The organism is Streptococcus sp. CCH5-D3, assembly GCF_001556435.1.
GTDB lineage: Bacteria > Bacillota > Bacilli > Lactobacillales > Streptococcaceae > Streptococcus.
This window is the reverse complement of the sequence record NZ_LSIW01000058.1, coordinates 1-25,869: the sequence shown is the minus strand read 5'-3', so window position 1 is coordinate 25,869 and position 25,869 is coordinate 1. Positions and strand designations below refer to the sequence as shown.

The following is a 25,869-nucleotide window of genomic DNA, read 5'->3' as shown; positions in this document are numbered from 1 at the left end:
ATATTCTCCTGTCTTATAGGCTTTCCCAGTCGAAGTCTTCAGCTTCTTTATGTAATAACTCTGTAGCATGTGAGAGTTTACCAGTAATTTTGACGTAGAGACGGAAGTCATCGAAAATAGCATCTAATTTTTTGATGACATCGAGGTCAACTAAATCGCCGTTGCTATCAAAAGCTTGAAGGGAATGTGAAAGCAAGAATTCGTCTGGAAGCACATTAGCTTTGATTTCTGGAGCATTCAAAATTTGACGAAGTTGTAGCTGTGCACGAGAAGCTCCTAGAGTTCCATAAGATGCTCCTGTAATCATAACAGGCTTATTCAAAAGAGGGAAAACACCGTATGAGACCCAAGCTAAAGCATTCATGAGAACAGCTGGAATTGAGTGGTCATACTCAGGTGTTCCAATAATAACCCCATCAGCCTCATCGATTTTTTTAACGATTTCAAGGACACTTTCTGGCAATTGTTTGTTAGCGGGTTTGTTAAAGACAGGGAGGTCTTTGATTTCAACAAGTTCGATGTCTGCCTTATCTGCAAAATGTTTCTGAATATATTGCAATAATTGTCTATTAGTTGAACGTTTTGAATTCGTACCAACAAGTCCGATGAATTTCATGACAATTCTCCTTAAAAGTATTATATCTATCACTATGTTAGCGTTTTCCTAGTTAAAAGTCAATCTTCGTTTAATGAGAAAGTGATTAGACTATTACCTTTGTCATCTTATTTCGAATAGATTATAATAGGATAGATTTAAAAGTCTGAAGCTAGCATGGCTAGTTTTACAAGAATTAATTTATAGATGTATCGAAAGGAAAAATAATGACAAAAATTCGTGGATTTGAACTTGTATCAACCTATACAAATCAGGACTTACTTCCAAAACGGGAGACAGCCCATGCAGCTGGGTACGACTTAAAGGTGGCAGAGCGCACAGTGATTGCACCAGGAGAAATCGTCCTCGTCCCAACTGGGGTCAAGGCTTATATGCAAGCGGGTGAGGTGCTTTATCTTTATGATCGTTCTTCTAATCCTCGCAAAAAAGGTCTGGTCTTGATCAACTCTGTGGGGGTTATTGATGGCGATTACTATGGAAATCCAGGGAATGAGGGTCACATCTTCGCCCAGATGAAAAATATTACGGATCAGCCCGTGACTCTTGAAGTTGGCGAACGTATCGTTCAAGGTGTCTTTACGCCCTTCTTAATTGTAGATGGAGATGAAGCTGACGGTGTTCGTACAGGTGGTTTCGGATCGACAGGGAAATAGAGAAAGAATATGGCAGACTATTTATTAGTTGTAGATATGCAGTCAGATTATGTTGCTGTTGGAAAAGCATATCATGAAGAACTGATTGCAGCTGTGAATGACAAAATTGCCAGCTATCCCAGTGACCGGGTTATCTATATTCTCAACCGTTTTTTCTGGGAGAGAAAAGATAGAAAGAAGAAATTTGCGACCGGCTTGCTGCTTGTATCTTCTCGTATCTTTGAGAAGCGTCGGGCTTCTTGCTTTACCAATCCAGATTTAAAAGATTTTTTAGAGGAAAATGGTGCTAAAAGCATAGAGTTTATAGGGGTAGATGGCAATGGCTGTGTCAAGGCTTCCATTTTGGCAGCTGTCAAGGAGAATTATCAGGTTTCTGTTGATTTGTCCGCTGTCGGAGTTGCCAACCAGAAGAAATTTAAAAAAACATTGCATAAGTGGCATTCTGTCGGAGTAATCGTAGAAGGAGAATTATCATAGCAAAGAAAAAATCAACTTTTGTTTGTCGAGAATGTGGCTACAATTCACCCAAATATCTAGGGCGCTGTCCCAACTGTTCTTCTTGGTCCTCTTTTGAAGAAGAGGTTGAGGTGCAGGAGGTGAAAAATGCCCGTGTCAGTTTGACGGGTGAAAAGTCTAAACCAACTAAATTAAAAGAAGTATCCTCAATCAATTATGCCCGCATAAAGACTGATATGGACGAGTTTAACCGTGTTTTAGGTGGCGGTGTGGTTCCGGGTAGTCTGGTTCTTATTGGAGGAGATCCAGGGATAGGGAAATCAACCCTCCTCTTACAGGTGTCAACGCAACTGGCTAACAAGGGTACGGTCCTCTATGTATCTGGAGAAGAATCTGCCGAGCAAATCAAATTGCGGAGCGAACGTTTAGGTGATATTGATAACGAATTTTATCTTTATGCTGAGACTAATATGCAAGCCGTTCGCAGCCAAGTAGAGGCCATAAAACCCGATTTCCTCATTATCGACTCTATTCAGACCATCATGAGTCCAGAGATTTCTGGCGTTCAAGGTTCTGTTTCTCAGGTTCGTGAAGTCACTGCTGAACTCATGCAGATTGCCAAAACCAATAACATTGCCACATTTATTGTTGGGCATGTGACCAAGGAGGGACAACTGGCTGGACCACGTATGTTGGAACACATGGTAGATACGGTGCTCTATTTTGAGGGGGAACGTCATCATACCTTCCGTATTTTACGAGCAGTCAAAAACCGTTTTGGTTCAACCAATGAGATTGGGATTTTTGAGATGCAGTCTGGTGGTTTGGTAGAGGTGCTAAATCCTAGCCAGGTTTTCTTAGAGGAACGCCTAGACGGTGCTACAGGTTCTGCCATTGTAGTGACAATGGAAGGTAGCAGACCTATCTTAGCTGAAGTTCAAGCCTTGGTGACACCAACCGTCTTTGGTAATGCCAAGCGGACAACGACGGGACTGGACTTTAACCGTGTCAGTCTCATTATGGCTGTTTTAGAGAAACGTTGTGGCCTTCTTCTCCAAAATCAAGATGCCTATCTCAAATCGGCTGGTGGTGTCAAACTGGACGAGCCAGCTATTGACCTTGCTGTAGCCGTTGCGATTGCTTCTAGTTACAAGGAGCTTCCAACCAATCCACAAGAAGCTTTTATAGGAGAAATTGGGTTGACTGGAGAGATTCGCCGAGTAACTCGCATTGAACAGCGTATTAATGAAGCTGCTAAATTAGGTTTTACTAAGATTTATGCTCCGAAGAATTCCCTGCATGGCATGAAAATTCCAGAAGGTATCCAGGTCGTTGGAGTTACGACAGTGGGAGAAGTACTCAAAAAAGTTTTTTCTTAAAAAAATGCCTCAAAGCCAGAATTTGGAAGCGCTTGCAAAAATAGCTGTTCGATGCTATACTTTTCTTAAGAATAGGGAGGTATTTATTATGCAATTTTTTACAGACAGCAATATGCAATTCCCGCTAGTAGAGTTATCTCTTAATCAAGGTGAAACAGTCTTTATCCAGCGTGGCAGTATGGTATATCACACACCGAATGTGACACTGAGTACCAAATTAAATGCCAGTGGATCAGGTTTAGGTCGCTTTGTAAAAGCAGTTGGGCGTTCAATGGTTTCGGGCGAAAGTAGCTTTATTACTCAGGTTGTCTCGCAGTCCAATAACGGCTATATAGCCTTGGCCCCTGATTCTCCAGGTCAAGTGATTCCACTTTATTTAGGTGAAAAACAGTACCGACTCAACGACGGTGCCTTTCTAGCACTTGATGGCACAGCTTACTATACAATGGAGCTCCAGTCTGTTGGTAAGGCTCTTTTTGGTGGTCAGGGTGGTTTCTTTGTAATGACTACCCAAGGCCAAGGAACTCTCTTGGCAAATGCTTACGGCTCTATTAAAATAATTGAGCTAAACAATCAAGAAGTGACTATTGATAATGCTCATGTCGTTGCCTGGAGTCAGACACTTGATTATAATATTCACCTGGAAAATGGTTTCTGGCAGTCTATTGGGACAGGAGAGGGTGTTGTTAATACCTTTAGAGGAACAGGTGAAATTTATGTTCAAAGTCTCAATCTTCAAACCTTTGCAGGCTTGCTTAATAGATACTTGCCAAAACGTTCATAATATAAATTGAAGGAGGATGGATGCTTGTTAGCATTTATTCTCCTTTTTTATTTTGCGAACTCAATAGCTGACAAGTTAATAAAAAGATGATAAGATAGTGTGTAAATAATTTGATAGTCAAATTATTTTCTTCATTAGAAAGTGAGTTATTATGTCTTATTTTGAAAACTTTCTCAATGCCAACAAAGCCTATGTTGACCTCCACGGGACAGCCCATCTTCCCTTGAAACCAAAGACTAAGGTGGCTATTGTGACTTGTATGGATTCACGCCTTCACGTTGCTCAGGCCTTGGGGTTGGCCCTAGGTGACGCTCATATTTTGCGTAATGCGGGTGGTCGTGTGACGGAAGATATGATTCGTTCTTTAGTCATTTCTCAACAACAGATGGGGACACGAGAAATCGTAGTTCTTCACCATACAGATTGTGGTGCTCAGACCTTTAAGAACGATGAGTTTACCGCCTATCTCAATAAAGAACTTGGTGTTGATGTTTCTGATCAAGATTTTCTTCCATTCACAGATGTGGAAGAGAGTGTTCGTGAAGATATGGCCATTCTTCGTCAGTCACCGCTTATCCCTGAGGATGTTATCATCTCCGGTGCGGTTTATGATGTAGATACTGGCCGAATGACTCAAGTTCAACCCTAATACCGAAAAGTTAAGCAGGCATGGTTGCCTGCTTTTTTCATGTTTTGACATAAAAAACTCAGCACACAATAAATCTGCTGAGTTAATTTAGTTTTTAAGAAACAATAAAAATGAGAATCACGGTCCCCAAATAGAAAAGACTGGTGATAAAAAAGCTGATACGCCAGAACAACTTAAGAAAACGTTTAAATTTAAAGGATTGTGTTTTTCTCAGCATTTGAATCGTGATAATTATAGCCGCCAAGGATAATAAAATGGTGATGTAAGGCAAAAAGCTATGGGTAAAGAAACGGGCTGACACAGCAACTACCTCAATAAAATAAAGAGGGAAGGTAAGGTCAGCAAAATTAAGCCCGAGGTATTTTAAACTGAAGAAGCGGTGGATAATAAAAGCAAAGATAGGTGTTAGAATCAAAAATGCTATAGCAAAGAATTTATATAGAATCATAAGTCTATTTTACCTCGAAAAGCCCTTTATGTAAATTTTTTCTTAAACTTAATAAGAAATTCTTGCATCTAAAAAGAATTTCTGTATAATAGATAAGGTATGTAAAAACATACTTGTGGGAGGTAACAAAACTTACTTACCGCCAAAACCACAATAGGAGGAAATTACAAAATGGCTAAAAAAGTCGAAAACATCGTAAAACTTCAGATTCCTGCTGGTAAAGCGACTCCAGCTCCACCAGTTGGACCAGCTCTTGGTCAAGCCGGAATCAACATCATGGGATTCACTAAAGAGTTTAACGCTCGTACAGCTGACCAAGCTGGTATGATTATCCCAGTTGTTATCTCTGTGTATGAAGATAAATCATTTGATTTCATCACTAAAACACCACCAGCTGCTGTTCTTTTGAAAAAAGCTGCAGGTGTTGAAAAAGGTTCAGGTACTCCAAACTCAGTTAAAGTTGCTTCAGTAACTCGTGCACAAGTACAAGAAATTGCTGAAACTAAAATGCCTGACTTGAACGCTGCAAACATCGAATCAGCTATGCGTATGATCGAAGGTACTGCACGTTCAATGGGATTCACTGTTACTGACTGATTCAGTTAACAAGAAAACCACAGACGTCGTCTCACTTCGCTGAGTGACGTGGAAGATGAAAGTCGTTATGACCACATTACACAAGGAGAAATAATTAACATGGCTAAAAAAAGCAAACAAATGCGTGCTGCTCTTGAGAAAATCGACAGCACAAAAGCTTACAGCGTAGAAGAAGCTGTAGCTCTTGCACAAGAAACTAACTTCGCAAAATTTGATGCTACTGTTGAAGTATCATACAACCTTAACATCGACGTTAAGAAAGCTGACCAACAAATCCGTGGAGCAATGGTATTGCCAAACGGTACTGGTAAAACTCAACGCGTTCTTGTATTTGCTCGTGGTGCTAAAGCTGAAGAAGCTAAAGCAGCAGGTGCTGACTTCGTTGGTGAAGACGAACTCGTTGCTAAAATCAACGGTGGATGGCTTGACTTTGACGTTGTTGTTGCAACACCAGACATGATGGCAATCGTTGGTCGTCTTGGACGTGTCCTTGGACCACGTAACTTGATGCCAAACCCTAAAACTGGTACAGTAACTATGGACGTTGCTAAAGCAGTTGAAGAGTCTAAAGGTGGTAAAATCACTTACCGTGCTGATAAAGCAGGTAACGTACAAGCTATCATCGGTAAAGTTTCATTCGAAACTGAAAAATTGGTTGAAAACTTCAAAGCATTTAACGATGCAATCCAAAAAGCTAAACCAGCTACAGCGAAAGGTACATACATCACAAACCTTTCAATCACTACTACACAAGGTGCTGGTATCAAAGTTGATCCTAACTCATTGTAAGAGTAGTAAAGGACCTATCTTCGGATAGGTTTTTTTCTTACTCTAGACACGAAATTTGAGTAGAAAATAAAAAATATTCAGAAAGTAGTGTTGCTTTTTCGAATTTATGGTATAATTTAAGCGTATACACATAATTATTGATTTTTGAACTTTTTACGTTGCGAATTTAAGGAGGCAATGAATGAAAAAGAGTAAGGTATTTTTACTAGCAGCCGTAGGCCTATTATCTGTAGGTGTTTTAACGGCTTGCTCATCATCAAGTAAGACATCTGGTAAGACTTATAATTATGTTTACGGTGGCGATCCTGCAACCCTAGACTATGTTTCTACAAATAAGAAAAACATGACGACAGCCGTTAGTAACGGTGTTGATGGTCTGTTTGAAAATGACCAATATGGGAATCTAAAACCTTCTGTCGCTGAAAACTGGTCTGTTTCTCAAGATGGTTTGACCTATACTTACAAGATTCGTAAGGGTGTCAAATGGTACACTTCAGACGGCGAAGAGTATGCCAATGTAACAGCTAAAGACTTTGTAACAGGTCTTAAGCATGCTGCTGATACTAATTCTGAAGCGATTTATTTGCTACAAAACTCTGTTAAGGGCTTGAATGATTACCTGTCAGGTGCCAACAAGGACTTCTCAAATGTAGGTATCAAAGCAGTTGATGATTACACTTTGCAATATACGCTTAGTCAACCAGAACCTTACTGGAATTCAAAATTGACCTACTCAGTTACTTGGCCTGTTAATGAAGATTTCTTGAAATCTAAAGGTAAAGACTTTGGTAAGTCAACAGACCCAACATCTATTCTTTATAACGGTCCATATCTTCTTAAATCTTTGACAACGAAATCTTCTATTGAGTTCACCAAGAATGAAAACTACTGGGATAAGGATAATGTCTATTTTGATACAGTTAAATTGACTTACGATGATGGTACAGACCAAGAATCCTTGGAACGTAACTTCACTGATGGAGTCTATAACTTAGCTCGTCTATACCCAACTAGCTCAAACTATTCTAAAGTTGAAAAACAGTACAAAGACAATATTTTCTATACACAACCTGGAGCAGCTGTAGAAGGTGTCGGTGTTAATATCGATCGTCAAACTTATGACCATACATCTAAAGAAAATGATCAACAAAAGACATCAACTAAGACAGCTCTTCTTAACAAAGATTTCCGTCAAGCATTAGGTTTTGCCATTGACCGTACAAATTACGCCGCACAACTTAACGGTAAGGAAGGTGGAAGCACTGCCGTTCGTAATATCTTTGTTAAACCAGACTTTGTTCAAGCAGATGGTAAGGACTTCGGAACAATGGTAATGGATCAACTTCCAGCTTATGGTGATGAGTGGTCTGGTGTGAATCTTGCAGATAGTCAAGACGGTCTTTATAACCCAGAAAAAGCTAAGGCTGAATTTGCTAAAGCCAAAGAAGCTCTTCAAGCAGAAGGGGTTCAGTTCCCAATCCATTTGGATGTTCCTGTCAATCAGTCAAATAAAATCTTTGTGAACCAAGTGCAGTCACTTAAACAATCTATTGAATCAGCTCTTGGAAAAGATAATGTTGTACTTGATCTTCATCAATTGTCAACTGATGATTTCTATAACATTACCTACTCTGCATCAAATGCAGCGGCAGAGGATTGGGACTTGTCAGTAGGTGTGGCTTGGGAGCCTGACTACCTTGATCCATCAACTTATCTTGATGTCTTGAAGACTACAAATGGTGAAAATACTAAATCTTTCATGGGTTATGACAATCCAAATAGTCAAGCGGTTGAAAAAGTAGGTCTTAAAGAATATGACCAATTGGTTGATGATGCTTCTAAGGAAACAACAGACTTGACGGCTCGTTATGAAAAATATGCAAAAGCTCAGGCATGGTTGACGGATAGTGCACTTTATATCCCAACGACTACTTATAACGGTGCAGCCGCTGTAATTTCTCGTATTAAGCCATTCTCAGGAGCTTATGCTCAAGCCGGTGATAAAGGTTCTACATACTACTTCAAGTATCTTAAATCTCAAGATGATATTGTGACTAAGAAACAATATGATTCAGCTTATAAAGATTGGCTTAAAGAAAAAGCGAAATCTAATGACAAAGCTCAAAAAGATCTTGCCAAACACGTTAAGTAATCTATTGAAAACGTCTACCTTTAGGTAGTCGTTTTTTTAACAAAATTTCTCGAACCACCCCTAGATTGTGATATAATAAGAAAGATTGGTACTCGCTTCTAGATTTTTATTTGGAAAGTTTGGGGGATAGAGTTGCCTACTGGTACTTATCATCTTAAGTTAGTCCTAAGGAAGGGACTTTAGGCTTAATAGGTATCCAAAGACTGAAGAATGGAACAAAAAAAGGAGATTTATCTTGGCTAAAGATATCCGCGTTCGTTACGCACCAAGTCCAACAGGGCTTCTACACATTGGTAATGCTCGTACAGCATTGTTTAACTACCTTTATGCACGTCATCATGGTGGTACATTCATTATCCGTATTGAAGATACTGACCGTAAACGTCACGTTGAAGATGGTGAGCGTTCACAGCTTGATAACTTGCGTTGGTTGGGAATTGACTGGGATGAAAGTCCTGAAACACACGAAAACTATCGTCAATCAGAACGTTTACCGCTTTACCAAAAATATATTGATCAACTTTTGGCAGAAGGTAAAGCCTATAAGTCATACGTAACTGAAGAAGAGTTAGCTGCAGAGCGTGAACGTCAAGAAGCAGCTGGTGAAACTCCTCGTTACATTAACGAGTTCCTTGGCATGACTGAAGAAGAAAAAGCTGCCTACATCGCAGAACGTGAAGCGGCAGGTATTGTACCTACAGTTCGTTTGGCGGTTAATGAGTCAGGGATTTATAAATGGCATGATATCGTTAAGGGAGATATCGAATTTGAAGGTGGTAATATCGGTGGTGATTGGGTTATCCAGAAGAAAGATGGATACCCAACTTACAACTTTGCGGTAGTTGTTGATGACCATGATATGCAAATTTCACACGTTATCCGTGGAGATGACCATATTGCCAATACACCAAAACAACTCATGGTTTATGAAGCTCTTGGTTGGGAAGCACCTGAGTTTGGACACATGACCCTTATCATCAATTCTGAAACTGGTAAGAAGTTGTCTAAACGTGACACTAACACCCTTCAATTTATCGAAGATTACCGTAAAAAAGGTTACCTTCCAGAAGCAGTCTTTAATTTCATTGCTCTTCTTGGTTGGAATCCTGGCGGTGAAGACGAAATCTTTTCTCGTGAAGAACTCATTAAACTTTTTGATGAAAACCGTCTAAGCAAGTCACCAGCGGCCTTTGACCAGAAGAAATTGGACTGGATGAGTAACGACTACATTAAGAATGCAGATTTCGATAAGGTCTTTGCTCTTTGCAAACCTTTCTTGGAAGAAGCTGGTCGTTTGACAGATAAAGCTGAAAAATTAGTGGAACTCTACAAACCACAAATGACAGCAGCAGAAGAAATTGTCCCTCTTACAGATCTCTTCTTTGAAGATTTCCCAGAATTGACAGAGGCTGAAAAAGAGGTTATGGCTGGTGAAACAGTACCAACAGTACTTAAAGCCTTTAAAGCCAAACTCGAAGCTATGTCTGATGATGAGTTTGTTGTTGAAAACATTTTCCCACAAATTAAGGCTGTTCAAAAAGAAACAGGAATCAAAGGGAAAAATCTCTTCATGCCAATCCGTATTGCTGTTTCAGGAGAAATGCACGGTCCAGAATTGCCAGATACTATTTTCTTGCTCGGACGTGAAAAGTCAATCAAACATATTGATCAAGTTCTTGCAACACTATAAAAACAAACCCAACAATTGTTGGGTTTTCGAATGCACATAAGCGATATGTCAATGATTATATGATAATTGCTAAACCTATTTTGTAATATAATGATGATATTTCGTAACCATATCATCATTTTAAAAACTTTAAATTAGTTTTATAATAGATTGGTAATAAAAATTAGGGAGGAGTGAGCATTATGAGAAGATTTGGTTGGTATTTCTACTACGTTATTGGCATGTACCCATAAAAAGAGGTAATGAGTCAGTTAAAGAGCTTAGTTTTTCTAAGCTCTTTTTATGTTTATGAAAAGTAAGGGATATGTGGGGTCGTCTGATGTTAGCTTGCTCTGAATCAGGAAAAAATAGCTTTATATTTTTAGCTTTTTCTAATAGGAGTGACGCTAAATTATATATTTATGTTACAATAAAGTAGGTTGATTTTGAAAGGAAGGGGGGAGTCTAGAGATGATCGTTTTATTTACGGTTCTACGTCTATTGGCTATTTTAATTGTTAGTCACGATATGTCAGGTTTACTCAAAACTTGGAAGAGTAAATGCTGGTTTATCGCAGGGAGTCTCTTGCTCTCTCTATTTGTTGGAGGCATTACAGGGTCGCTCTTAGCACTTTTGTTCTGCTATCTTTTCTTAAATAAAATATCAAGTAGTGAAAAGAATTCTTTTCTTTTCACCTTTTTGCCGTGGGTTTTTGTTGAAGTCACCTCGAAACTGCTTCAACTTTATTTTTTCCCATGGATTTTTCAAATTAATTATTTACAGGTCAAAGACACCCCAGTACTCATTGCTTTGTCTTATCTCTTGATTTACCCAATTTTTCATCTGATTGTCAAAGTGTTCTTTATTGACTTTGGTGCTCTCAATGTTATGGGAAATAACCATACTTACCAAGTTAGACAACGCTTATTGGTTGGGGTGACTCTGGCTTATATTATTTTATCTTTAATTATTTTCTATGCTAGTAACATCTTTCCTTACACAGGCCTCTTTATTTATTTAGCAGGCAGTATTACGGTTGTCTACTCCATCCTCTTTATTTTGCTCTTTGCTCAGCTTAATATTTATTCTAAGAGAAGAGTGAAGGATCAGTTGGCTGAAGAAATGGCTAGACACGAGGAAAGTTTAGAAGAATATAGCCACCGTTTAGAAAAACTCTATAATGATATTTCTCAGGTGAAGAAGGATTATCTCGAAGGGCTTAAAACAATGGAGGTTAGTATCCAACGTCGAGACTTACCTGCTTTGAAACAAGAGTATGCAGAACTTTTAGAGAAATCTGGTAATAGCTTAACGTTATCAAATTATGAATTATCACGTTTGATCAACTTAGAAATCACATCTCTCAAGAGTCTCTTTTCTGCTAAAGTGCTTGAGGCAGAGAACTTAGGAATTAAGGTTAACTTGGAGTTGCCAGATGTCATATCGTCAACTCAGATAGAGGCCTTAGATTTGGTTGTGATTTCTTCTGTCTTCTTAAATAATGCTATTGAGTCGGCGGTGGATTCTGAAGATCCTACTTTAACTATATCTTTCTTTAAAAATCAAGGTTATCTTATCTTGGTTATTGACAATACAACCAGAGAAGAACGTATTCCTGTGTCAAGGATTTTTGATGAAGGGGTTTCTAGCAAAGGTGAAGGCCGAGGGCTTGGTTTGTCTAAGGTCGCAGATATACTTAATCGCTATCCAAAAGTAAATCTTGAGACTCGTAGTTGTGACCATCATTTTACACAGGTCCTCTCTTTTCAGGATAATTGATAAATCAAAGATACTATTTGTGGGGAATAGGATAAGGGAAATAGAAAGGGGAAAAGCATATGCAACTTGCGATTGATGGCCTTATTGCTTTGGTTGTTGTCGTTTCACATCTTGTGATTTTAGCTAGAATGGCTTATCTAGATGTTTTTACTTACCGTTACATTCCTTATGTAATCGTAGTAACTGCCGTTAAGTGGTTAGCCAAGGTGCTATGGCAAATTGATATTCCAGATGCAATTTATCTCCTAGTCTTTATTTTTCTTGAAAAACCTCAGGCTCTACGAGAAGAAAAGTATTTTTATGCTTTCTTTGCCCCTGTCTTTTGGACTTTGATTACAAGTTTCTTTAGTTTTTATCTTTTCCGAGTTTTCTTTAATAAGCCGGTCGAGTTGGTTCCAAACCATTTAGGAATCCTAGCTGTAGATAGTGTTGTTCTTCCCTTCTTTCTAGGTTTGCAAAAAATGTTCGGTTTAGATAGCTTCTTCCAGGAACCCTATCAGGACTTGCAGGATAAATATAAGAGCATGCTCTTGCAAGTTGATCTTATTTTAATTATCAGTTATCTGCTTATCCTCTTTAAACAGGAGATATTCTCCTTGCTTCTGAGTCAGACCTACCTCCCAGGTTACCCTCAAATTTATATTTGGGTTGGTTTCCTTATACACATGTATATTCTTGTTCGTTTTGTTTCCTACGGTAAAGACGTACGAGATAGCAAAATTCTCAGAGAACAAGAGGAGCACTTGAGGAGTCTGGAAGCTTATAATGAAAAAATCGAAACTGCCTATAAGAGTGTACGTTCGTTTAAACATGATTATGAAAACATACTCATTAGTATGCAGACAAGTATTGATAGTGGGGATTTTGACCTTATTGAACAAACCTATCAGGATATTTTGAAAAAGGCAGGTCAAGAACTCATTGAAGAAGATGACGAAAATGTCTCTTGAGTATAAACAGGAAATATTATCATGAACTTACAGCTTTGGACCATGGTATCCCTTGAAAATAGTATTATTCAGATTATTAGTTTTCATATTACCTGGTTTATTTATAAAAAACTAACAAGGAGCACATTAGCTTACTGGAAAGTATTTTGTTTAAGTCTCTTAGGTATAGTGGTATCACTTGGTAAAGGTGATGGCTTCTATTATCAAGTTGTTATCTTTTTAGCTTTGGCCTTAAAGGAACGGCGGGAACATCGTTTGACGCTCTGGGCAAGCCTCTTTTTTGGAGCCTTCTCGGTTCTTTTTACAGATTTATTTGCGACTTTTACCCCATTTTATGTATTCAATAATCTGTTCACAAATATGACCTTGGGTGAGATTCAAGAAAACTTCTTGCTTAAATTGTTATCTTATGTGATGATTTACCCATTCTTTCTCTATATCAATTATCTTTCCAGTTCAGATGTTGATAAGGTCAAGGAATTGATTTATTCACGTGGTCGTGAACGTCTGTTGATAGCCGTTGATCTGACCTTTGCACTCTACATTATTTGTAGTACTCTTTTGGTATCAACAGGTAGTGATGTGGGAGGGCCAATTTTTATTGCGATGGCAGTTTATCTCCTAATGGTAACAACCTTGAATCGCTACTCTCATAAATTTGTCAGAGAACGTAGTAAGGAAGCTGTGGAGACTTATGTCTATAACTTGGAAGTCTATAATAAACATATTGAGGATCTTTTTACAAAAGTAAAACCTATTGAAAAAGATTTTGAGAGTCTTTTGGTAGCTCTTGAGACCCCATTGGCTAAAAATCAATTATCAGAGGTTTTATCCGTTTATCATGAGCATTTGAATCATCTTAAACTTGATAATTTGGACTTAAATGATAAGTTGGCCCCTCTGTTTGAGATTCCTTATCCGGTATTAAGAAGTTGGATTGTAAACCAAATCATTCCTTTGGAACAAAAAGGTATCACCGTTAGGTTGGATGTCAATGTTGATGCTTATCCTAACAATTTAAATATTGCAGTTCTTATTGGAGTTTTAGAACGTTGCATGAATTTAGCTGAAAAACTTTGGGCCAAGGAGCCGGAGACAGATATTGGTTTCCTTATTCAACAGAATGAGGATGGCAATCTCAGCTTTATTCTTGAGAATACCAATCAGGAAGCTGATCCAAAACTCGATGATAGTCTGGCTATTAGTCGTGATTTTGCCCAGTTTTGCTGGTCAAACGGTATCGGTTTAATAAATAAAAAAGAATTATTTAAAACCTATCAAATTGTTACGGTAGGACTATAATCGTAGAAAGGAGAGGGATAACTATGCTGGGTAACATCCTATTTCAAATTTTGATGTTTATCATTATTTGGGATATCTACTTACGTATTGGTGGACAAAACACTAATCTTAAAAATCGTATACTTTATTTGTTATTTGATGTTGCTCTATGCATTTGGGGACAACTCATTGGACGCTATATAGGCATAGTCCCTCCCTTAGTAGCCATTGTAACATTGACATTTAGCTACCAACTGAATAAAAGTGTCACCTCTGTAGAACGCTTTTTTCTAGGTTTTTACCCGGTGGTACTAGTCGATTTGGCAAGACGTTTTTTGGCTACCTTCTTCTTTCCACCGATACTTGGCATAACTGTTGATACTTTAAACACTAATATTTGGTGGTCTATGGTACCACTTTCCTTCGTCATGTTGACGGTCAGAATAGTAGATTTTATTTTACGTCTAGATTTTACAGATATCTTGAAAGTTGCTGCCCAACAAGAAAAAAAGAACCGTCTGGGTTTGGTCAACATGCTTCTTTTGCTTTATTATTTAGTTATCTTTTTAGTGTCGACATTTGATACTTATTTTCCAGAGTTACATCTTGAGAGTAGATTTAGGTTGCCATTAGTAATGGGATATCTCTACTTACTCCTCTTTGTACTTGGTGCTGTAAACCAGTTTGCTAAGGAGAAAATAGAGCAGGATTTGGCCATGAAGCAGGCTAACTATCTTGATGATTTGAAGTGTGAGAATACCAGGGTAGAAGGTTTGTATAGAGACTTGATGCATGTTCGCTCTAACTATAATTTCCTACTTAATAATCTGAGAGATATCGAAAGAACAGGGGATATTCGTTCTTACAAAAAAGATTTGGTTGATCTTTATGTCAATCGAGATCAGCATAGTTTTTCAACTCAGGTCACCGATTTGGATAATATCCAAAATCCAAGTATTCATAGTCTACTTTCATCAAAATATCATGAAGCTCAGATGCATCGCCTCAATATTCATGCAGAGATTCCAGATCCAGTGATTCATAACTATCTAACTGATTTAGATTTAGCTGTTGTTTTGGGTCACCTCATGGATAATGCTATTGATGGTGCTCGTAAAGCCAGTGAAGGTTTTATTAGTCTGGCCTATTTTGATGAAGAGGATTGCCAGAGTTTTATTATTGAAAGTACAATTGCAGAAGAGCAAGTGCCACTTTCAATGATGAGTACCAAGCTTTCTCATCCTGAGGGTGGTATAGGTGTTAATGCTGTTCAAGATATTTTGGAACGTTATCCGAACACGTCCTTCTCTGTCCGTAGTCAGAATCATAAAATGATGCAAATACTAGAAATGAGGCCCTAATATGAATATATACATTTTAGAAGATGACTTAATGCAGCAAACACGTATTAGTGACATCATCCGAGAATTGGTTTCAGAGGGCACGTTTTCCGTACGAAAACTTGAAGTTTTTTCTAAACCTCACAAACTATTGTCCAGTATCAACGAAAAGGGTAACCATCAGGTTTTCCTTTTAGATATCGATATTGATGGTGAGCGAAAGAAGGGGCTAGAAGTCGCCTCAGAAATTCGCCAACAAGATGCTAATGCAGTTATTATTTTTGTAACAACTCACTCAGAGTTTGCACCAATCAGTTTTAAATACAAGGTTTCTGCACTAGATTTCATTGATAAGACAGTTTCTAATGCAGAGTTCAAACAACAACTAAAACAAACATTGACTTTTGTGAACCAAAAAGTTGGAGATGTGGATGATGATGAGATATTTGTGTTTGAAACAGCGCAGTCTCGGATCCAAGTCCCTATGAGAGATATTTATTATTTTGCGACTGCTGTGACACCTCATAAGGTGATGCTAATTACCAAAACAGAGCGTCTGGAGTTTTATGCCAATCTTGGAGATATTACTTCGGTAAATAAAAAACTCTTTTCTTGTCATCGCTCCTTTTTAGTTAATTTGGATAACATATCTCGTATTGATAAGACTCAGTTGATGATTTATTTTGAAAATGGTGATTCTTGTCCAGTTTCACGTTTGAAAATGAAGGCTCTGCTTAAAAAATGGTCAGAGGTAAAAGAACATTAGTCGATGACTAATGTTCTTTTTAGTCTAAAAAAGCATGTGTTTATTTCATAGGTGATTGATTATCTTATGAGTGAACAAATTCTGTAAAAACACAAAATAGATGTCCTTTAGTGATAAAATTTAGAGATTTATAAAAAAATGACTAAAAAAAATGCAGTTCAGGATGAAAAAACGACATTCTATGAAATCGTATAGACAATTAAATTGAAAAAAGTTAATATATAATCAAGATATGTGATTCGGAAATGAGACATCGTCAATCTTATTGAAATCTACATACACTTTATGAAAATAAATAATGTACTTTTATATAACTTTTTCCTAATCCCCATTTTTTATTGGCCGCTCGTCCAATTACATATCTTTTTTATAGAAATTAATAGGCTTGAGAAATCAAGCCGTTTTTTTTGTTTTTAAGGGCATTAGTGCAGATTAGGATAAAAAATACATTCTGTGAGTGAAATTCGACATTTTAGGAAATGAAGATATACATTTGGGGATTGCATGCTATAATGTAATCAAGGTTAGAGAGCAAGAAGAATGTATGGTTTAAGTTAGTCCCTTAAACATAATAATTTCCCTCATTCATTCTATCTAAAATTGCTGTTGTGTTCTCTACCGATGATGCTGTTGTTCAAAAGGTCTGTACTTTGTACAGGCCTTTTGGCATTTTAGAAGATAAATAGTTAAAGATGCTTTTGAATTTATTTGTATAGTTTCAAAAGTGTTTTTTATTTTTCATCACCTCTTGCATAAAATTGAATAAAAATTAAGAGTTAAGCACTTTTAAGGTCAAAATAATAAATAAAAACAAATAAAAACGAAATAAATATAAAAAAATAACAAAAAAGTGTTGACAAGTGAATAAATATGCAATATAATTAATCTCGTAAGGTTGATAGAAATAGCAACCACAAGAAAATATAAGAAAAGAGAAAAATATTATGTCAAAAGAGAAAGTTATTCTTGCCTATTCGGGAGGTCTTGATACCTCAGTCGCTATTACATGGCTTAAAAAAGATTATGATGTTATTGCTGTTTGTATGGATGTCGGTGAAGGTAAAGATCTTGAGTTTATCCATGACAAAGCTTTGACAGTTGGAGCTGTCGAGTCATACGTGCTTGATGTTAAAGATGAGTTTGCTGAAGATTATGTGCTTCCAGCACTTCAAGCTCACGCTTACTATGAACAAAAATATCCTTTGGTTTCAGCGCTTAGTCGTCCAATTATTGCTAAAAAATTGGTTGAGATTGCTCATAAAACAGGAGCAACGACTATCGCTCACGGTTGTACTGGTAAAGGTAATGACCAAGTTCGTTTCGAAGTTGCCATTGCTGCCCTAGACCCAAGTCTTAAAGTAGTGGCCCCAGTGCGTGAATGGAAATGGTCTCGTGAGGAAGAAATTGAGTATGCTAAGGCTAATGGTGTTCCAGTTCCAGCAGACCTTGATAATCCTTACTCAGTCGATCAAAACCTTTGGGGACGTGCTAACGAGTGTGGTGTTCTTGAAAATCCTTGGAATCAAGCTCCAGAAGAAGCTTTTGGGATCACCAATTCACCAGAGTCTGCGCCAGATGAAGCTGAATATTTCGATGTAACCTTTAAAGAAGGGAAACCAGTTGCCCTTAACGGTAAAGAAATGAAATTGGCTGACCTTATCCAAGAAATGAATGTTATTGCTGGCAAGCATGGTGTTGGACGTATCGACCACGTTGAGAATCGTCTTGTGGGTATCAAGTCACGTGAAATTTATGAATGCCCAGGAGCTATTGCGCTTTTGACAGCTCATAAAGAAATTGAGGACCTAACTTTGGTACGTGAAGTTTCTCATTTCAAACCAATTCTTGAAAATGAATTGTCAAACCTTATCTACAATGCTTTGTGGTTTAGCCCGGCAACACAAGCTATCATTGCTTATATTAAGGAAACACAAAAAGTTGTTAATGGTATCGCTAAAGTCAAACTTTATAAAGGGCATGCTCAGGTTGTAGCACGTCAATCAGCTAATTCATTGTATGATGAAAACTTGGCTACTTACACATCAGCGGACAGCTTTGATCAGGATGCTGCGATTGGATTTATCAAGCTTTGGGGGCTTCCAACACAGGTAAATTCTCAAGTTAACCATCCATTTGACAATTAATGACAGATTACATAAGAAAAGTAGGCTATTAGAAGAAAAACGCTTCTTATCAGATAAAAGTGGACAGAGAGCCACATCTGATACTCTTTTCTTATAACTTATATTATTATCGTTAAGGCGTTCTGAGAGGCGTCACGAGCCTAAATAAACTACGACAGAGATCTGGTTTTAGGAAAACAAGTGTCCAGAGAGACAAATTAAGCTAGACAAATACTATCTAGCTTTTTTCATTTAAGTTATTGTGACCTGAGAGGTCGTTGCTTGTTATAAGTATTAAGAAAGGATGGAAGATTATCTCAGTGTAGGGAAATCTTCAAAATAAAACTATGGCAGAAAATCATAAACTATGGGGCGGTCGGTTCGAAGCTAGTCTTGAAAAATGGGTAGAAGAATTTGGTGCTTCAATCTCATTTGACCAAAAGATGGCAGAGTTTGATTTGAAAGGGTCTATTGCCCATGTTACGATGCTCGGTGAGACAGGAATTATTACCAAAGAGGAAGCATTACAAATTAAACAGGGATTGGAAGAGCTGCTTGAGGAATATAAGGCTGGTAAACTAGAATTTGATGTTTCCAATGAAGATATTCATATGAATATGGAGAGTCTTTTAACAGCTAAAATTGGACCAGTAGCAGGAAAACTTCATACAGCACGTTCACGTAACGACCAAGTAGCTACGGATATGCACTTGTATCTAAAAGCCAAACTAGTGGAAGTTATTGAGAAGCTCGATAACTTACGTGCTACTTTGGTCAATCTAGCAGACAAACATACCTATACAATTATGCCAGGCTACACCCACTTGCAGCATGCACAACCGATTTCTTTTGGTCACCACTTGATGGCTTATTACAACATGTTTACACGTGATGCCGAACGTTTTGAATTTAATATCAAGCATACGGATATCTCTCCACTCGGAGCTGCTGCACTAGCAGGAACAACTTTCCCGATTGATCGTAATATGACATCTGACTTAATGGGCTTTGCAAAACCATATAGCAATTCCTTGGATGCTGTTTCCGATCGTGACTTTATTCTCGAATTCTTGTCAAACTCAAGTATTCTCATGATGCATATGACACGTATTTGTGAAGAAATCATTAACTGGTGTTCTAACGAGTTTAAGTTTGTAACTCTATCTGATACTTTTTCAACAGGCTCTTCCATTATGCCTCAAAAGAAAAACCCAGATATGGCAGAACTAATTCGTGGGAAATCAGGTCGTGTCTATGGCAATTTGATTGGATTATTGACGGTGATGAAGTCATTACCTTTGGCCTACAATAAAGATCTCCAAGAAGATAAAGAGGGTATGTTTGATACGGTAGAAACGATTACTGTCGCTATTGATATTCTCGCAGGCATGCTCAATACAATGACTGTTAACGACAAACATATGGCAGAGTCAACAGAGAAAGATTTTTCAAATGCTACAGAGTTGGCTGATTATCTTGCATCCAAAGGCCTACCATTCCGTGAAGCACATGAGATTGTTGGAAAACTTGTCCTTGAGTGTACCAAAGCTGGTTATTACCTTCAGGATGTTCCTCTCGAACGTTATCAAGAAGTTTCAGACCTAATTGAAGAGGACATCTATGAGACACTTAAATCTCATACGGCTGTTGAACGTCGTCATTCCCTTGGTGGAACTGGTTTTGACCAGGTTAAATGGCAAATCAAAGAAGCTCAAAAAGCTCTAAAAAAATAAGTCTCTAAGGCCCTAACCATAAGGTTTTGGGCTTTTTTGCTATTTATGATATAATAGTACTAATTTTGAGTTTGGAGTCGCATTTTGAAAAAATCTTATCGCGTTAAGAAAGAGAAAGACTTTAAAGCATTATTTGATGCAGGACACAGTGTTGCTAATCGAAAATTTGTTGTCTACTGTCTGGATCGTGATTTACCTCATTTTAGAGTAGGTTTGTCAGTCAGTAAGCGTCTTGGTAATGCGGTTACTCGGAATCGGGTAAAACGTCGTCTACGACATGCACTGATGGACATGTCATCTCAGTTAGAACATCAAGATTTTGTCGTTATTGCTCGTAAAGGTGTCGAAGACTTAAGTTATCAAGACATTTATAGCAATCTCGTTCATGTCTTAAAAATAGCAAAGTTATATAAGGACTAAAAAATTATTTTGCTTCTTTACATTGTAGGATAAACTAAAATCACTCCTGATTTTTGAGATACTCTTAATGAATGGAAGCGAAGCAGTTCTTTATCGTATTAAAAAGGAGTTTTTAGTGAAGAAAAAACTTAATATATCTGTTTTAGGTGCAGGAGCTCTCTTGCTTTTGTCCGCGTGTGGACGAAGTGATGTTACAAGTCACTCTACAGGCCTTTGGGAACGTCTTATTTTAATGTTTGGGAAGGCTATTCAAGGGCTCTCATTTGGTGGTTCTATTGGATTAGGTATTATTATTTTCACGATTTTAATTCGTGCGGTAATGATTCCTCTTTATAATCGCCAAATTAAGTCAAGCCGTGAACTACAAGAGTTGCAGCCAGAGTTACGTCGCTTGCAGAGTGAGTATCCTGGACGCGAGAATCGTGAAGCTCTTGCTTATGCACAACAAGATCTTTATAAAGAGCATGGTGTAAATCCTTACGCAAGCTTCGTTCCTCTCTTGATCCAATTTCCTATTTTGATGGCTCTTTATGGAGCGCTCACACGAGTGCCAGAGTTGCGAGAAGGAACATTCCTCTGGGTTGACCTAGGTCAGAAAGATCCTTACTTTATTCTTCCGATTTTGGCGGCTGCTTTCACCTTCCTTTCAACTTGGTTGACAAATAAGGCAGCTAAAGATCGTAGTGCAATGCTTCTTGTTATGAATATCATGCTTCCAATCTTTATTTTCTGGTTTGGAACTCAGATTTCTTCAGGGGTAGCACTTTACTGGGCAGTTTCGAACGCCTTCCAAGTTGTTCAGATTTTGGTTTTTAATAATCCGTTTAAAATCATTGAAGAACGTAATCGTTTGGAAGCGGAAGAAAAAGAACGCAAAGCTAAGATTCGTCGTGCCAAGAAAAAGGCGCATAAACGTAAATAAGGAGGCTTATTATGGTTGTCTATTCTGGACGAACAGTCGAACAAGCTATCGAAAAAGGTTTGAAAGATCTTAATTTACCCCGTATGAAGGCTCATATTAAGGTGATTTCTCGTGAGAAAAAAGGTTTTCTAGGGTTCGGAAAGAAGCCAGCTCGAGTTAGTGTTGAACCAATAAATGAAAAGATAGCTCATGAAGCAGATCAAAACACCGTTAAAGTGGCTCCTGATGCTATAAAACAATTAGACGATTCTGTCGCAAGTCCAAAAGACGAAACGATTGCTTTCAATAAAGTGACAAAACTTGTTGCGGTTTCAGATAATAAGGAAATTGCACATGAAGACTTAAAGCAACCAGTTTCTACAGAGACTCTTGATGAAGAGTTGCCAGATAAGAAACAGGAGCAACCAAAGGCAACAATTATTCCGCTATCTGTTAAACGTGAGTTATCAGAAGAGGGTGCGACAGAATCTATGGCAAATTCGCTTGAACCCCAACTAGAACCGGTTACTCAAGTTCAAACTTCGGAGACTTCTGAAGGGGCTTTCAGTTCTTTAGTGTCCTCTGAGTTTAGTTCAGATGAGTCTTCTGAAAATAATTTAGAAGATATTCAAGGGGCTGCAGATGATGTTTTATCTTACCTCGAAAAAATTATCTATGAAATGGATGTTGATGCTAGTCTAGAGGTTAGTCACAATCGTCGCAATATTATCATTCAGATTGAAACAGACCAACCTGGTCGTGTTATCGGTTATCATGGCAAGGTTCTCAAGTCTTTGCAACTTTTAGCGCAAAATTATTTGCACGATCGTCATTCTAAACGTTTTAGTGTTGTTCTTAATGTTCGTGATTATTTGGAGCAACGCACAGAGACTTTGATTGATCTAGCAGAAAAAACGGCGGCTAAAGTAAAAGAAACAGGTCGAGAGTACGTTATGGATCCAATGACGAATAGCGAACGAAAAATTATCCATAAGGCACTTTCTCAAATTGAAGGTGTTGAAAGTCACTCGGAAGGGGACGATCCTAATCGTTACGTTGTTGTGACAAAAGTATGATTACAATAGCGTTTATTGCTTACAGAAACTAGTCTTATTTGAAGGCTAGTTTTTTTTGACAATTAAAGGTAGACAGTGTATACTTTTAATAAAAAGTAATCGCTGTCTACTTATATGCAAAAAGGAGTCAAAATGAAACGTAATACTGCTGAATTGAAGGAAAAGTTAATTACAACAGGAATTGAGGAGATAAGAATAAGAGGGATCGATCAACTATCTATCCGAACGGTGGCTCAAAGATGCGGGATCACCCATGGAGCACCCTATAAGCACTTTGAAAATAAGGATGTCTATCTTCAGGTAGTTTTGGAGCATTTATCTGAGATCTTTTTGAAGTATCTGACAAAAGGGGTAGACTCTTCGCTTGATGTAAGAGGTCAATTAGTATTAATGGGCTGTAATTTTGTGGAATTTGCTCAAAAAGAAACAAATAGTTTTGAGGCCTTGTTTATTAAGTTTCCTTTCAATTATATGGAGCTCACTCGGGACAGTATCTCTGTTAATGCCCATTTACCAGGGTTTGAGCACTTTAAGAGTGTGGTTTTGAAGCTAAAAAGTGAAATGAACATTTCGGGTAGTGAGGCAGAAATATTAGTTCATATCTGGAGTTTTATTACTGGATTAGCCGTTTTGGTAAGGAGTCCTATTGGTGATAATTTCAATAGTAACACTATTGAAGAGACTGTTAGTACTATGTTAGACATCTATGTTAAAGGAGCTAAACAATGAAAACCTTAATTATCTACGCCCATCCAAACGATAAGAGCTACAATGCCTCTATACTAGAGACTGTTAAAGAAAATTTATCGTCTAAACATGAGTTAAAGATTCTAGATTTGTATAAAGAGAAGTTCGATCCTGTTTTACGTTTTGATACAACACATAGGAGAAGAGATTTAGCGCACGATGTAGCTATGAAAGACTATCGAGATTTAATAACTTGGGCAGATCAGTTGATTTTTATTTTTCCAACTTGGTGGAGTGGAATGCCAGCTATCTTGAAAGGATTTATTGAACGCATCTTTGTTGCTGGTTTTGCCTATGAAAATACACCCCGTGGATTGGATGGTAAATTGACTGGGAAAGCTTGGATTATTACAACCCACAATACACCAAAGATTGTTCTACCTTTAGTTCAAGATTATAGCAAAGTCCTAAAATTTCAAGTCTTAAAACCTTGTGGTATTAAACCGGTCAAAGTTACCCAGGTTTCACCTGTTGAGTATATGAGTGACCATAAGCGAAAAGAGGTACTCAAGAAAATAGCTAAACTAGCAAGAAGGTTATGAGCAAGCGATAATATAGGAACGGCATTGTAGTTTACAGTTATCACTAGCTATCGGGCATCGAAGATATAATGAAATTAATATCTAAGTAATTCTTGACAAGATTAAGCTATTGCTATAAAATAGTATGGTATGTTTAGTAACTGATCAAAAATAGCCGGCTAAACGAATACGAAAATCTATCAGGAGGTATTCAACGTGAAACGTACTTATCAACCAAGTAAAATCCGTCGTCAACGTAAACACGGATTCCGTCACCGTATGTCAACTAAAAACGGACGTCGTGTTCTTGCAGCTCGTCGTCGTAAAGGACGTAAAGTTCTTTCAGCTTAAGACATTATTGAAAGCAACAGTGCTCGAGACTGTTGCTTTTTGTTTTTTGCTATAAATGATAGTGTTGATGTTTGATGTTATTCATCCAAAAGTTTGAAAATATAGAGCTGACAATTCTTGTAATTTTTGATAAACTAAAGCGGTTGTGGATAATGACCACTTACTAAAAAATACTTAGGACTGTTTTTCCTAATGTAAGGAGTATAAATGACTGACTTTCCTATTAAATATCGTCTTATAAAGAAAGAAAAACACACAGGAGCACGCCTGGGGGAAATTATCACGCCTCATGGAACTTTTCCAACACCGATGTTTATGCCTGTAGGTACCCAAGCTACAGTAAAAACGCAATCTCCTGAAGAATTAAAACAGATGGGTTCAGGAATTATTTTGGCCAATACCTATCATTTATGGCTAAGACCTGGTGATGAGCTCGTTGCTAAAGCTGGAGGACTCCATAAATTCATGAATTGGGACCAAGCGATTCTTACAGATAGCGGTGGTTTCCAAGTATATTCATTAGCCGAAAAACGAAACATCTCGGAAGAAGGTGTAACTTTTAAAAATCACCTCAATGGAAGTAAGATGTTTTTATCTCCTGAAAAAGCGATCTCGATTCAGAACAATCTCGGTTCAGATATTATGATGAGTTTTGACGAATGCCCTCAATTTTACCAACCATACGATTATGTGAAAAATTCTATTGAACGTACAAGTCGTTGGGCAGAACGAGGGCTAAAAGCACATCGTCGTCCACATGACCAAGGCCTTTTTGGAATCGTACAGGGAGCAGGTTTTGAAGATCTTCGTAGACAATCTGCACAGGATTTGGTTTCCATGGATTTTCCAGGTTATTCAATTGGAGGTCTTGCAGTAGGAGAAACTCATGAAGAGATGAATGCAGTTCTAGACTTTACCGTGCCTTTACTTCCTGAGAATAAACCACGTTATCTTATGGGGGTAGGGGCACCAGATAGTTTGATTGACGGTGTTATTCGTGGTGTTGATATGTATGATTGTGTCCTCCCAACACGAATTGCTCGTAACGGAACTTGTATGACGAGTCAAGGACGTCTCGTGGTTAAAAATGCGGCGTATGCAGAAGATTTTAGCCCTATAGATCCTGAGTGTGATTGTTATACATGTAAGAATTACACACGTGCTTATGTGAGACATTTGTTGAAAGCAGATGAAACGTTTGGAATTCGCCTGACTAGTTATCATAATCTCTACTTCTTGGTAAATTTAATGGCCAAGGTACGACAAGCTATTATAGATGACAATTTACTTGAGTTCCGCCAAGACTTTATAGAAAAGTATGGTTACAACTCAAGTAAAAGAAATTTTTAAATAATTTATTTAGCAGTACATGATTGTACTGCTTTATTTTTTTAAAAATCCTATTGACAAGTATTGATTTGGGTGATAAGATATAAAAGTTGTCTTAACTGACTTGCCACAAACTTGAAAAGGTTCCAAAACTTTAAAAAAAGTTATTGACAAGACAAGCTAGAGATGATATTATAAATAAGCTGTTTCGCGAGAGATAGCGGACACGAGAAGTAAAAAAACTTCAAAAAAGTGTTGACAAGGCATTCTAGATTTGCTAGAATATAGAAGTTGTCTTAAGAGAGACAAAGACCTTTGAGAACTGAATAAGAAACCAAGTGCAGGGTTATGATAGAAGAA

General features: G+C 37.7%; 25 protein-coding genes. 23 read left to right on the top strand and 2 right to left on the bottom strand.

Annotation, left to right across the window (positions count from 1 at the left end; genetic code table 11):
- Positions 1–13: 13 nt before the first annotated feature.
- On the bottom strand, positions 14–616 hold the full coding sequence (locus tag AX662_RS02865) for an NADPH-dependent FMN reductase (RefSeq protein ID WP_002886986.1): 603 nt from the start codon (positions 614–616) through the stop codon (positions 14–16).
- A gap of 206 nt (positions 617–822) precedes the next feature.
- On the opposite strand from AX662_RS02865, the gene AX662_RS02860 reads away from it, so the two are divergent.
- From AX662_RS02860 to AX662_RS02840, 5 genes are all read left to right on the top strand, one after another.
- Positions 823–1,269, top strand: a complete 447-nt coding sequence (locus AX662_RS02860; RefSeq protein WP_060971569.1) for a dUTP diphosphatase — start codon at positions 823–825, stop codon at positions 1,267–1,269.
- A 9-nt stretch (positions 1,270–1,278) separates the two neighbouring features.
- Positions 1,279–1,746 (top strand): isochorismatase family cysteine hydrolase, encoded by a 468-nt coding sequence (locus AX662_RS02855; protein ID WP_060971568.1) that lies wholly within the window; start codon positions 1,279–1,281, stop codon positions 1,744–1,746.
- Positions 1,743–3,104: a DNA repair protein RadA gene (radA, locus tag AX662_RS02850; protein ID WP_072903619.1), complete on the top strand. Its 1,362-nt coding sequence runs from the start codon at positions 1,743–1,745 to the stop codon at positions 3,102–3,104. Before AX662_RS02855 ends, radA begins: the two co-directional genes overlap by 4 nt.
- Positions 3,105–3,192: 88 nt before the next feature.
- Positions 3,193–3,888, top strand: a complete 696-nt coding sequence (locus AX662_RS02845; RefSeq protein WP_060971567.1) for a TIGR00266 family protein — start codon at positions 3,193–3,195, stop codon at positions 3,886–3,888.
- Between the two features lie 151 nt (positions 3,889–4,039).
- Positions 4,040–4,537 carry a beta-class carbonic anhydrase gene (locus AX662_RS02840; protein ID WP_002886981.1) on the top strand — a complete coding sequence of 166 codons (498 nt, stop codon included), beginning with the start codon at positions 4,040–4,042 and terminating at the stop codon, positions 4,535–4,537.
- Between the two features lie 94 nt (positions 4,538–4,631).
- Here AX662_RS02840 and AX662_RS02835 read toward each other — a convergent pair whose 3' ends face one another.
- Positions 4,632–4,985 carry a DUF3397 domain-containing protein gene (locus AX662_RS02835; RefSeq protein ID WP_002885872.1) on the bottom strand — a complete coding sequence of 118 codons (354 nt, stop codon included), beginning with the start codon at positions 4,983–4,985 and terminating at the stop codon, positions 4,632–4,634.
- Positions 4,986–5,156: 171 nt separating this feature from the next.
- On the opposite strand from AX662_RS02835, the gene rplK reads away from it, so the two are divergent.
- The 18 genes from rplK to tgt all read left to right on the top strand — a co-directional run bounded on the left by rplK (position 5,157) and on the right by tgt (position 25,530).
- The gene (rplK, locus tag AX662_RS02830) at positions 5,157–5,582 is read left to right on the top strand and encodes a 50S ribosomal protein L11 (RefSeq protein WP_002885648.1); all 426 of its coding nucleotides are present in this window, start codon (positions 5,157–5,159) and stop codon (positions 5,580–5,582) included.
- A gap of 99 nt (positions 5,583–5,681) precedes the next feature.
- Positions 5,682–6,371, top strand: coding sequence for a 50S ribosomal protein L1 (gene rplA / locus AX662_RS02825; RefSeq protein ID WP_002885800.1), 690 nt, complete (start codon positions 5,682–5,684; stop codon positions 6,369–6,371).
- Positions 6,372–6,552: 181 nt separating this feature from the next.
- Entirely contained in the window at positions 6,553–8,523 is a 1,971-nt protein-coding gene (locus tag AX662_RS02820; RefSeq protein WP_060971566.1) for a peptide ABC transporter substrate-binding protein, read from the top strand.
- Between the two features lie 235 nt (positions 8,524–8,758).
- Positions 8,759–10,213, top strand: a complete 1,455-nt coding sequence (gltX, locus tag AX662_RS02815) for a glutamate--tRNA ligase (protein ID WP_037611119.1) — start codon at positions 8,759–8,761, stop codon at positions 10,211–10,213.
- 450 nt (positions 10,214–10,663) lie between these two features.
- Positions 10,664–11,971: a GHKL domain-containing protein gene (locus AX662_RS02810; protein WP_002885760.1), complete on the top strand. Its 1,308-nt coding sequence runs from the start codon at positions 10,664–10,666 to the stop codon at positions 11,969–11,971.
- A gap of 59 nt (positions 11,972–12,030) precedes the next feature.
- Positions 12,031–12,921, top strand: coding sequence for a hypothetical protein (locus AX662_RS02805; RefSeq protein WP_002885882.1), 891 nt, complete (start codon positions 12,031–12,033; stop codon positions 12,919–12,921).
- A gap of 21 nt (positions 12,922–12,942) precedes the next feature.
- A complete protein-coding gene (locus tag AX662_RS02800; protein ID WP_060971565.1) occupies positions 12,943–14,223 on the top strand; it encodes a hypothetical protein in 1,281 nt (426 codons plus the stop codon).
- Between the two features lie 23 nt (positions 14,224–14,246).
- Positions 14,247–15,563 carry a GHKL domain-containing protein gene (locus AX662_RS02795; RefSeq protein WP_060971564.1) on the top strand — a complete coding sequence of 439 codons (1,317 nt, stop codon included), beginning with the start codon at positions 14,247–14,249 and terminating at the stop codon, positions 15,561–15,563.
- Position 15,564: 1 nt separating this feature from the next.
- Complete coding sequence (locus AX662_RS02790) at positions 15,565–16,308, top strand: response regulator transcription factor (RefSeq protein ID WP_002885796.1); 744 nt, start codon at positions 15,565–15,567, stop codon at positions 16,306–16,308.
- A 944-nt stretch (positions 16,309–17,252) separates the two neighbouring features.
- Complete coding sequence (locus AX662_RS02785) at positions 17,253–18,452, top strand: argininosuccinate synthase (RefSeq protein WP_060971563.1); 1,200 nt, start codon at positions 17,253–17,255, stop codon at positions 18,450–18,452.
- A 326-nt stretch (positions 18,453–18,778) separates the two neighbouring features.
- Positions 18,779–20,164 carry an argininosuccinate lyase gene (gene argH / locus AX662_RS02780; protein ID WP_060971562.1) on the top strand — a complete coding sequence of 462 codons (1,386 nt, stop codon included), beginning with the start codon at positions 18,779–18,781 and terminating at the stop codon, positions 20,162–20,164.
- 84 nt (positions 20,165–20,248) lie between these two features.
- Positions 20,249–20,584, top strand: a complete 336-nt coding sequence (gene rnpA / locus AX662_RS02775; protein ID WP_002891957.1) for a ribonuclease P protein component — start codon at positions 20,249–20,251, stop codon at positions 20,582–20,584.
- 115 nt (positions 20,585–20,699) lie between these two features.
- On the top strand, positions 20,700–21,506 hold the full coding sequence (locus AX662_RS02770; RefSeq protein WP_037605452.1) for a membrane protein insertase YidC: 807 nt from the start codon (positions 20,700–20,702) through the stop codon (positions 21,504–21,506).
- Positions 21,507–21,517: 11 nt separating this feature from the next.
- Positions 21,518–22,561 carry an RNA-binding cell elongation regulator Jag/EloR gene (gene jag, locus AX662_RS02765; protein ID WP_021144659.1) on the top strand — a complete coding sequence of 348 codons (1,044 nt, stop codon included), beginning with the start codon at positions 21,518–21,520 and terminating at the stop codon, positions 22,559–22,561.
- Positions 22,562–22,693: 132 nt separating this feature from the next.
- Positions 22,694–23,290, top strand: coding sequence for a TetR/AcrR family transcriptional regulator (locus tag AX662_RS02760; RefSeq protein WP_060971561.1), 597 nt, complete (start codon positions 22,694–22,696; stop codon positions 23,288–23,290).
- The gene (locus AX662_RS02755; protein ID WP_060971560.1) at positions 23,287–23,850 is read left to right on the top strand and encodes an NAD(P)H-dependent oxidoreductase; all 564 of its coding nucleotides are present in this window, start codon (positions 23,287–23,289) and stop codon (positions 23,848–23,850) included. The genes AX662_RS02760 and AX662_RS02755 overlap by 4 nt, the downstream gene beginning before the upstream one ends.
- A gap of 195 nt (positions 23,851–24,045) precedes the next feature.
- Positions 24,046–24,180 (top strand): 50S ribosomal protein L34, encoded by a 135-nt coding sequence (gene rpmH / locus AX662_RS02750; protein WP_002885866.1) that lies wholly within the window; start codon positions 24,046–24,048, stop codon positions 24,178–24,180.
- Positions 24,181–24,387: 207 nt separating this feature from the next.
- Positions 24,388–25,530, top strand: coding sequence for a tRNA guanosine(34) transglycosylase Tgt (gene tgt / locus AX662_RS02745; RefSeq protein WP_060971559.1), 1,143 nt, complete (start codon positions 24,388–24,390; stop codon positions 25,528–25,530).
- Positions 25,531–25,869: the final 339 nt, after the last annotated feature.

Excerpts from the sequence above, each read along its gene's own strand:
- AX662_RS02795 (WP_060971564.1), top strand. The coding sequence starts at position 14,247 with ATGCTGGGTAACATCCTATTTCAAATTTTGATGTTTATCATTATTTGG.
- AX662_RS02805 (WP_002885882.1), top strand. The coding sequence starts at position 12,031 with ATGCAACTTGCGATTGATGGCCTTATTGCTTTGGTTGTTGTCGTTTCA.
- tgt (WP_060971559.1), top strand. The coding sequence starts at position 24,388 with ATGACTGACTTTCCTATTAAATATCGTCTTATAAAGAAAGAAAAACAC.
- AX662_RS02855 (WP_060971568.1), top strand. The coding sequence starts at position 1,279 with ATGGCAGACTATTTATTAGTTGTAGATATGCAGTCAGATTATGTTGCT.
- AX662_RS02840 (WP_002886981.1), top strand. The coding sequence starts at position 4,040 with ATGTCTTATTTTGAAAACTTTCTCAATGCCAACAAAGCCTATGTTGAC.
- AX662_RS02785 (WP_060971563.1), top strand. The coding sequence starts at position 17,253 with ATGTCAAAAGAGAAAGTTATTCTTGCCTATTCGGGAGGTCTTGATACC.
- AX662_RS02860 (WP_060971569.1), top strand. The coding sequence starts at position 823 with ATGACAAAAATTCGTGGATTTGAACTTGTATCAACCTATACAAATCAG.
- rplA (WP_002885800.1), top strand. The coding sequence starts at position 5,682 with ATGGCTAAAAAAAGCAAACAAATGCGTGCTGCTCTTGAGAAAATCGAC.
- argH (WP_060971562.1), top strand. The coding sequence starts at position 18,779 with ATGGCAGAAAATCATAAACTATGGGGCGGTCGGTTCGAAGCTAGTCTT.
- rplK (WP_002885648.1), top strand. The coding sequence starts at position 5,157 with ATGGCTAAAAAAGTCGAAAACATCGTAAAACTTCAGATTCCTGCTGGT.
- jag (WP_021144659.1), top strand. The coding sequence starts at position 21,518 with ATGGTTGTCTATTCTGGACGAACAGTCGAACAAGCTATCGAAAAAGGT.
- AX662_RS02865 (WP_002886986.1), bottom strand. The coding sequence starts at position 616 with ATGAAATTCATCGGACTTGTTGGTACGAATTCAAAACGTTCAACTAAT.
- AX662_RS02845 (WP_060971567.1), top strand. The coding sequence starts at position 3,193 with ATGCAATTTTTTACAGACAGCAATATGCAATTCCCGCTAGTAGAGTTA.
- AX662_RS02820 (WP_060971566.1), top strand. The coding sequence starts at position 6,553 with ATGAAAAAGAGTAAGGTATTTTTACTAGCAGCCGTAGGCCTATTATCT.
- AX662_RS02810 (WP_002885760.1), top strand. The coding sequence starts at position 10,664 with ATGATCGTTTTATTTACGGTTCTACGTCTATTGGCTATTTTAATTGTT.
- AX662_RS02835 (WP_002885872.1), bottom strand. The coding sequence starts at position 4,985 with ATGATTCTATATAAATTCTTTGCTATAGCATTTTTGATTCTAACACCT.
- AX662_RS02790 (WP_002885796.1), top strand. The coding sequence starts at position 15,565 with ATGAATATATACATTTTAGAAGATGACTTAATGCAGCAAACACGTATT.
- AX662_RS02800 (WP_060971565.1), top strand. The coding sequence starts at position 12,943 with ATGAACTTACAGCTTTGGACCATGGTATCCCTTGAAAATAGTATTATT.
- AX662_RS02755 (WP_060971560.1), top strand. The coding sequence starts at position 23,287 with ATGAAAACCTTAATTATCTACGCCCATCCAAACGATAAGAGCTACAAT.
- AX662_RS02760 (WP_060971561.1), top strand. The coding sequence starts at position 22,694 with ATGAAACGTAATACTGCTGAATTGAAGGAAAAGTTAATTACAACAGGA.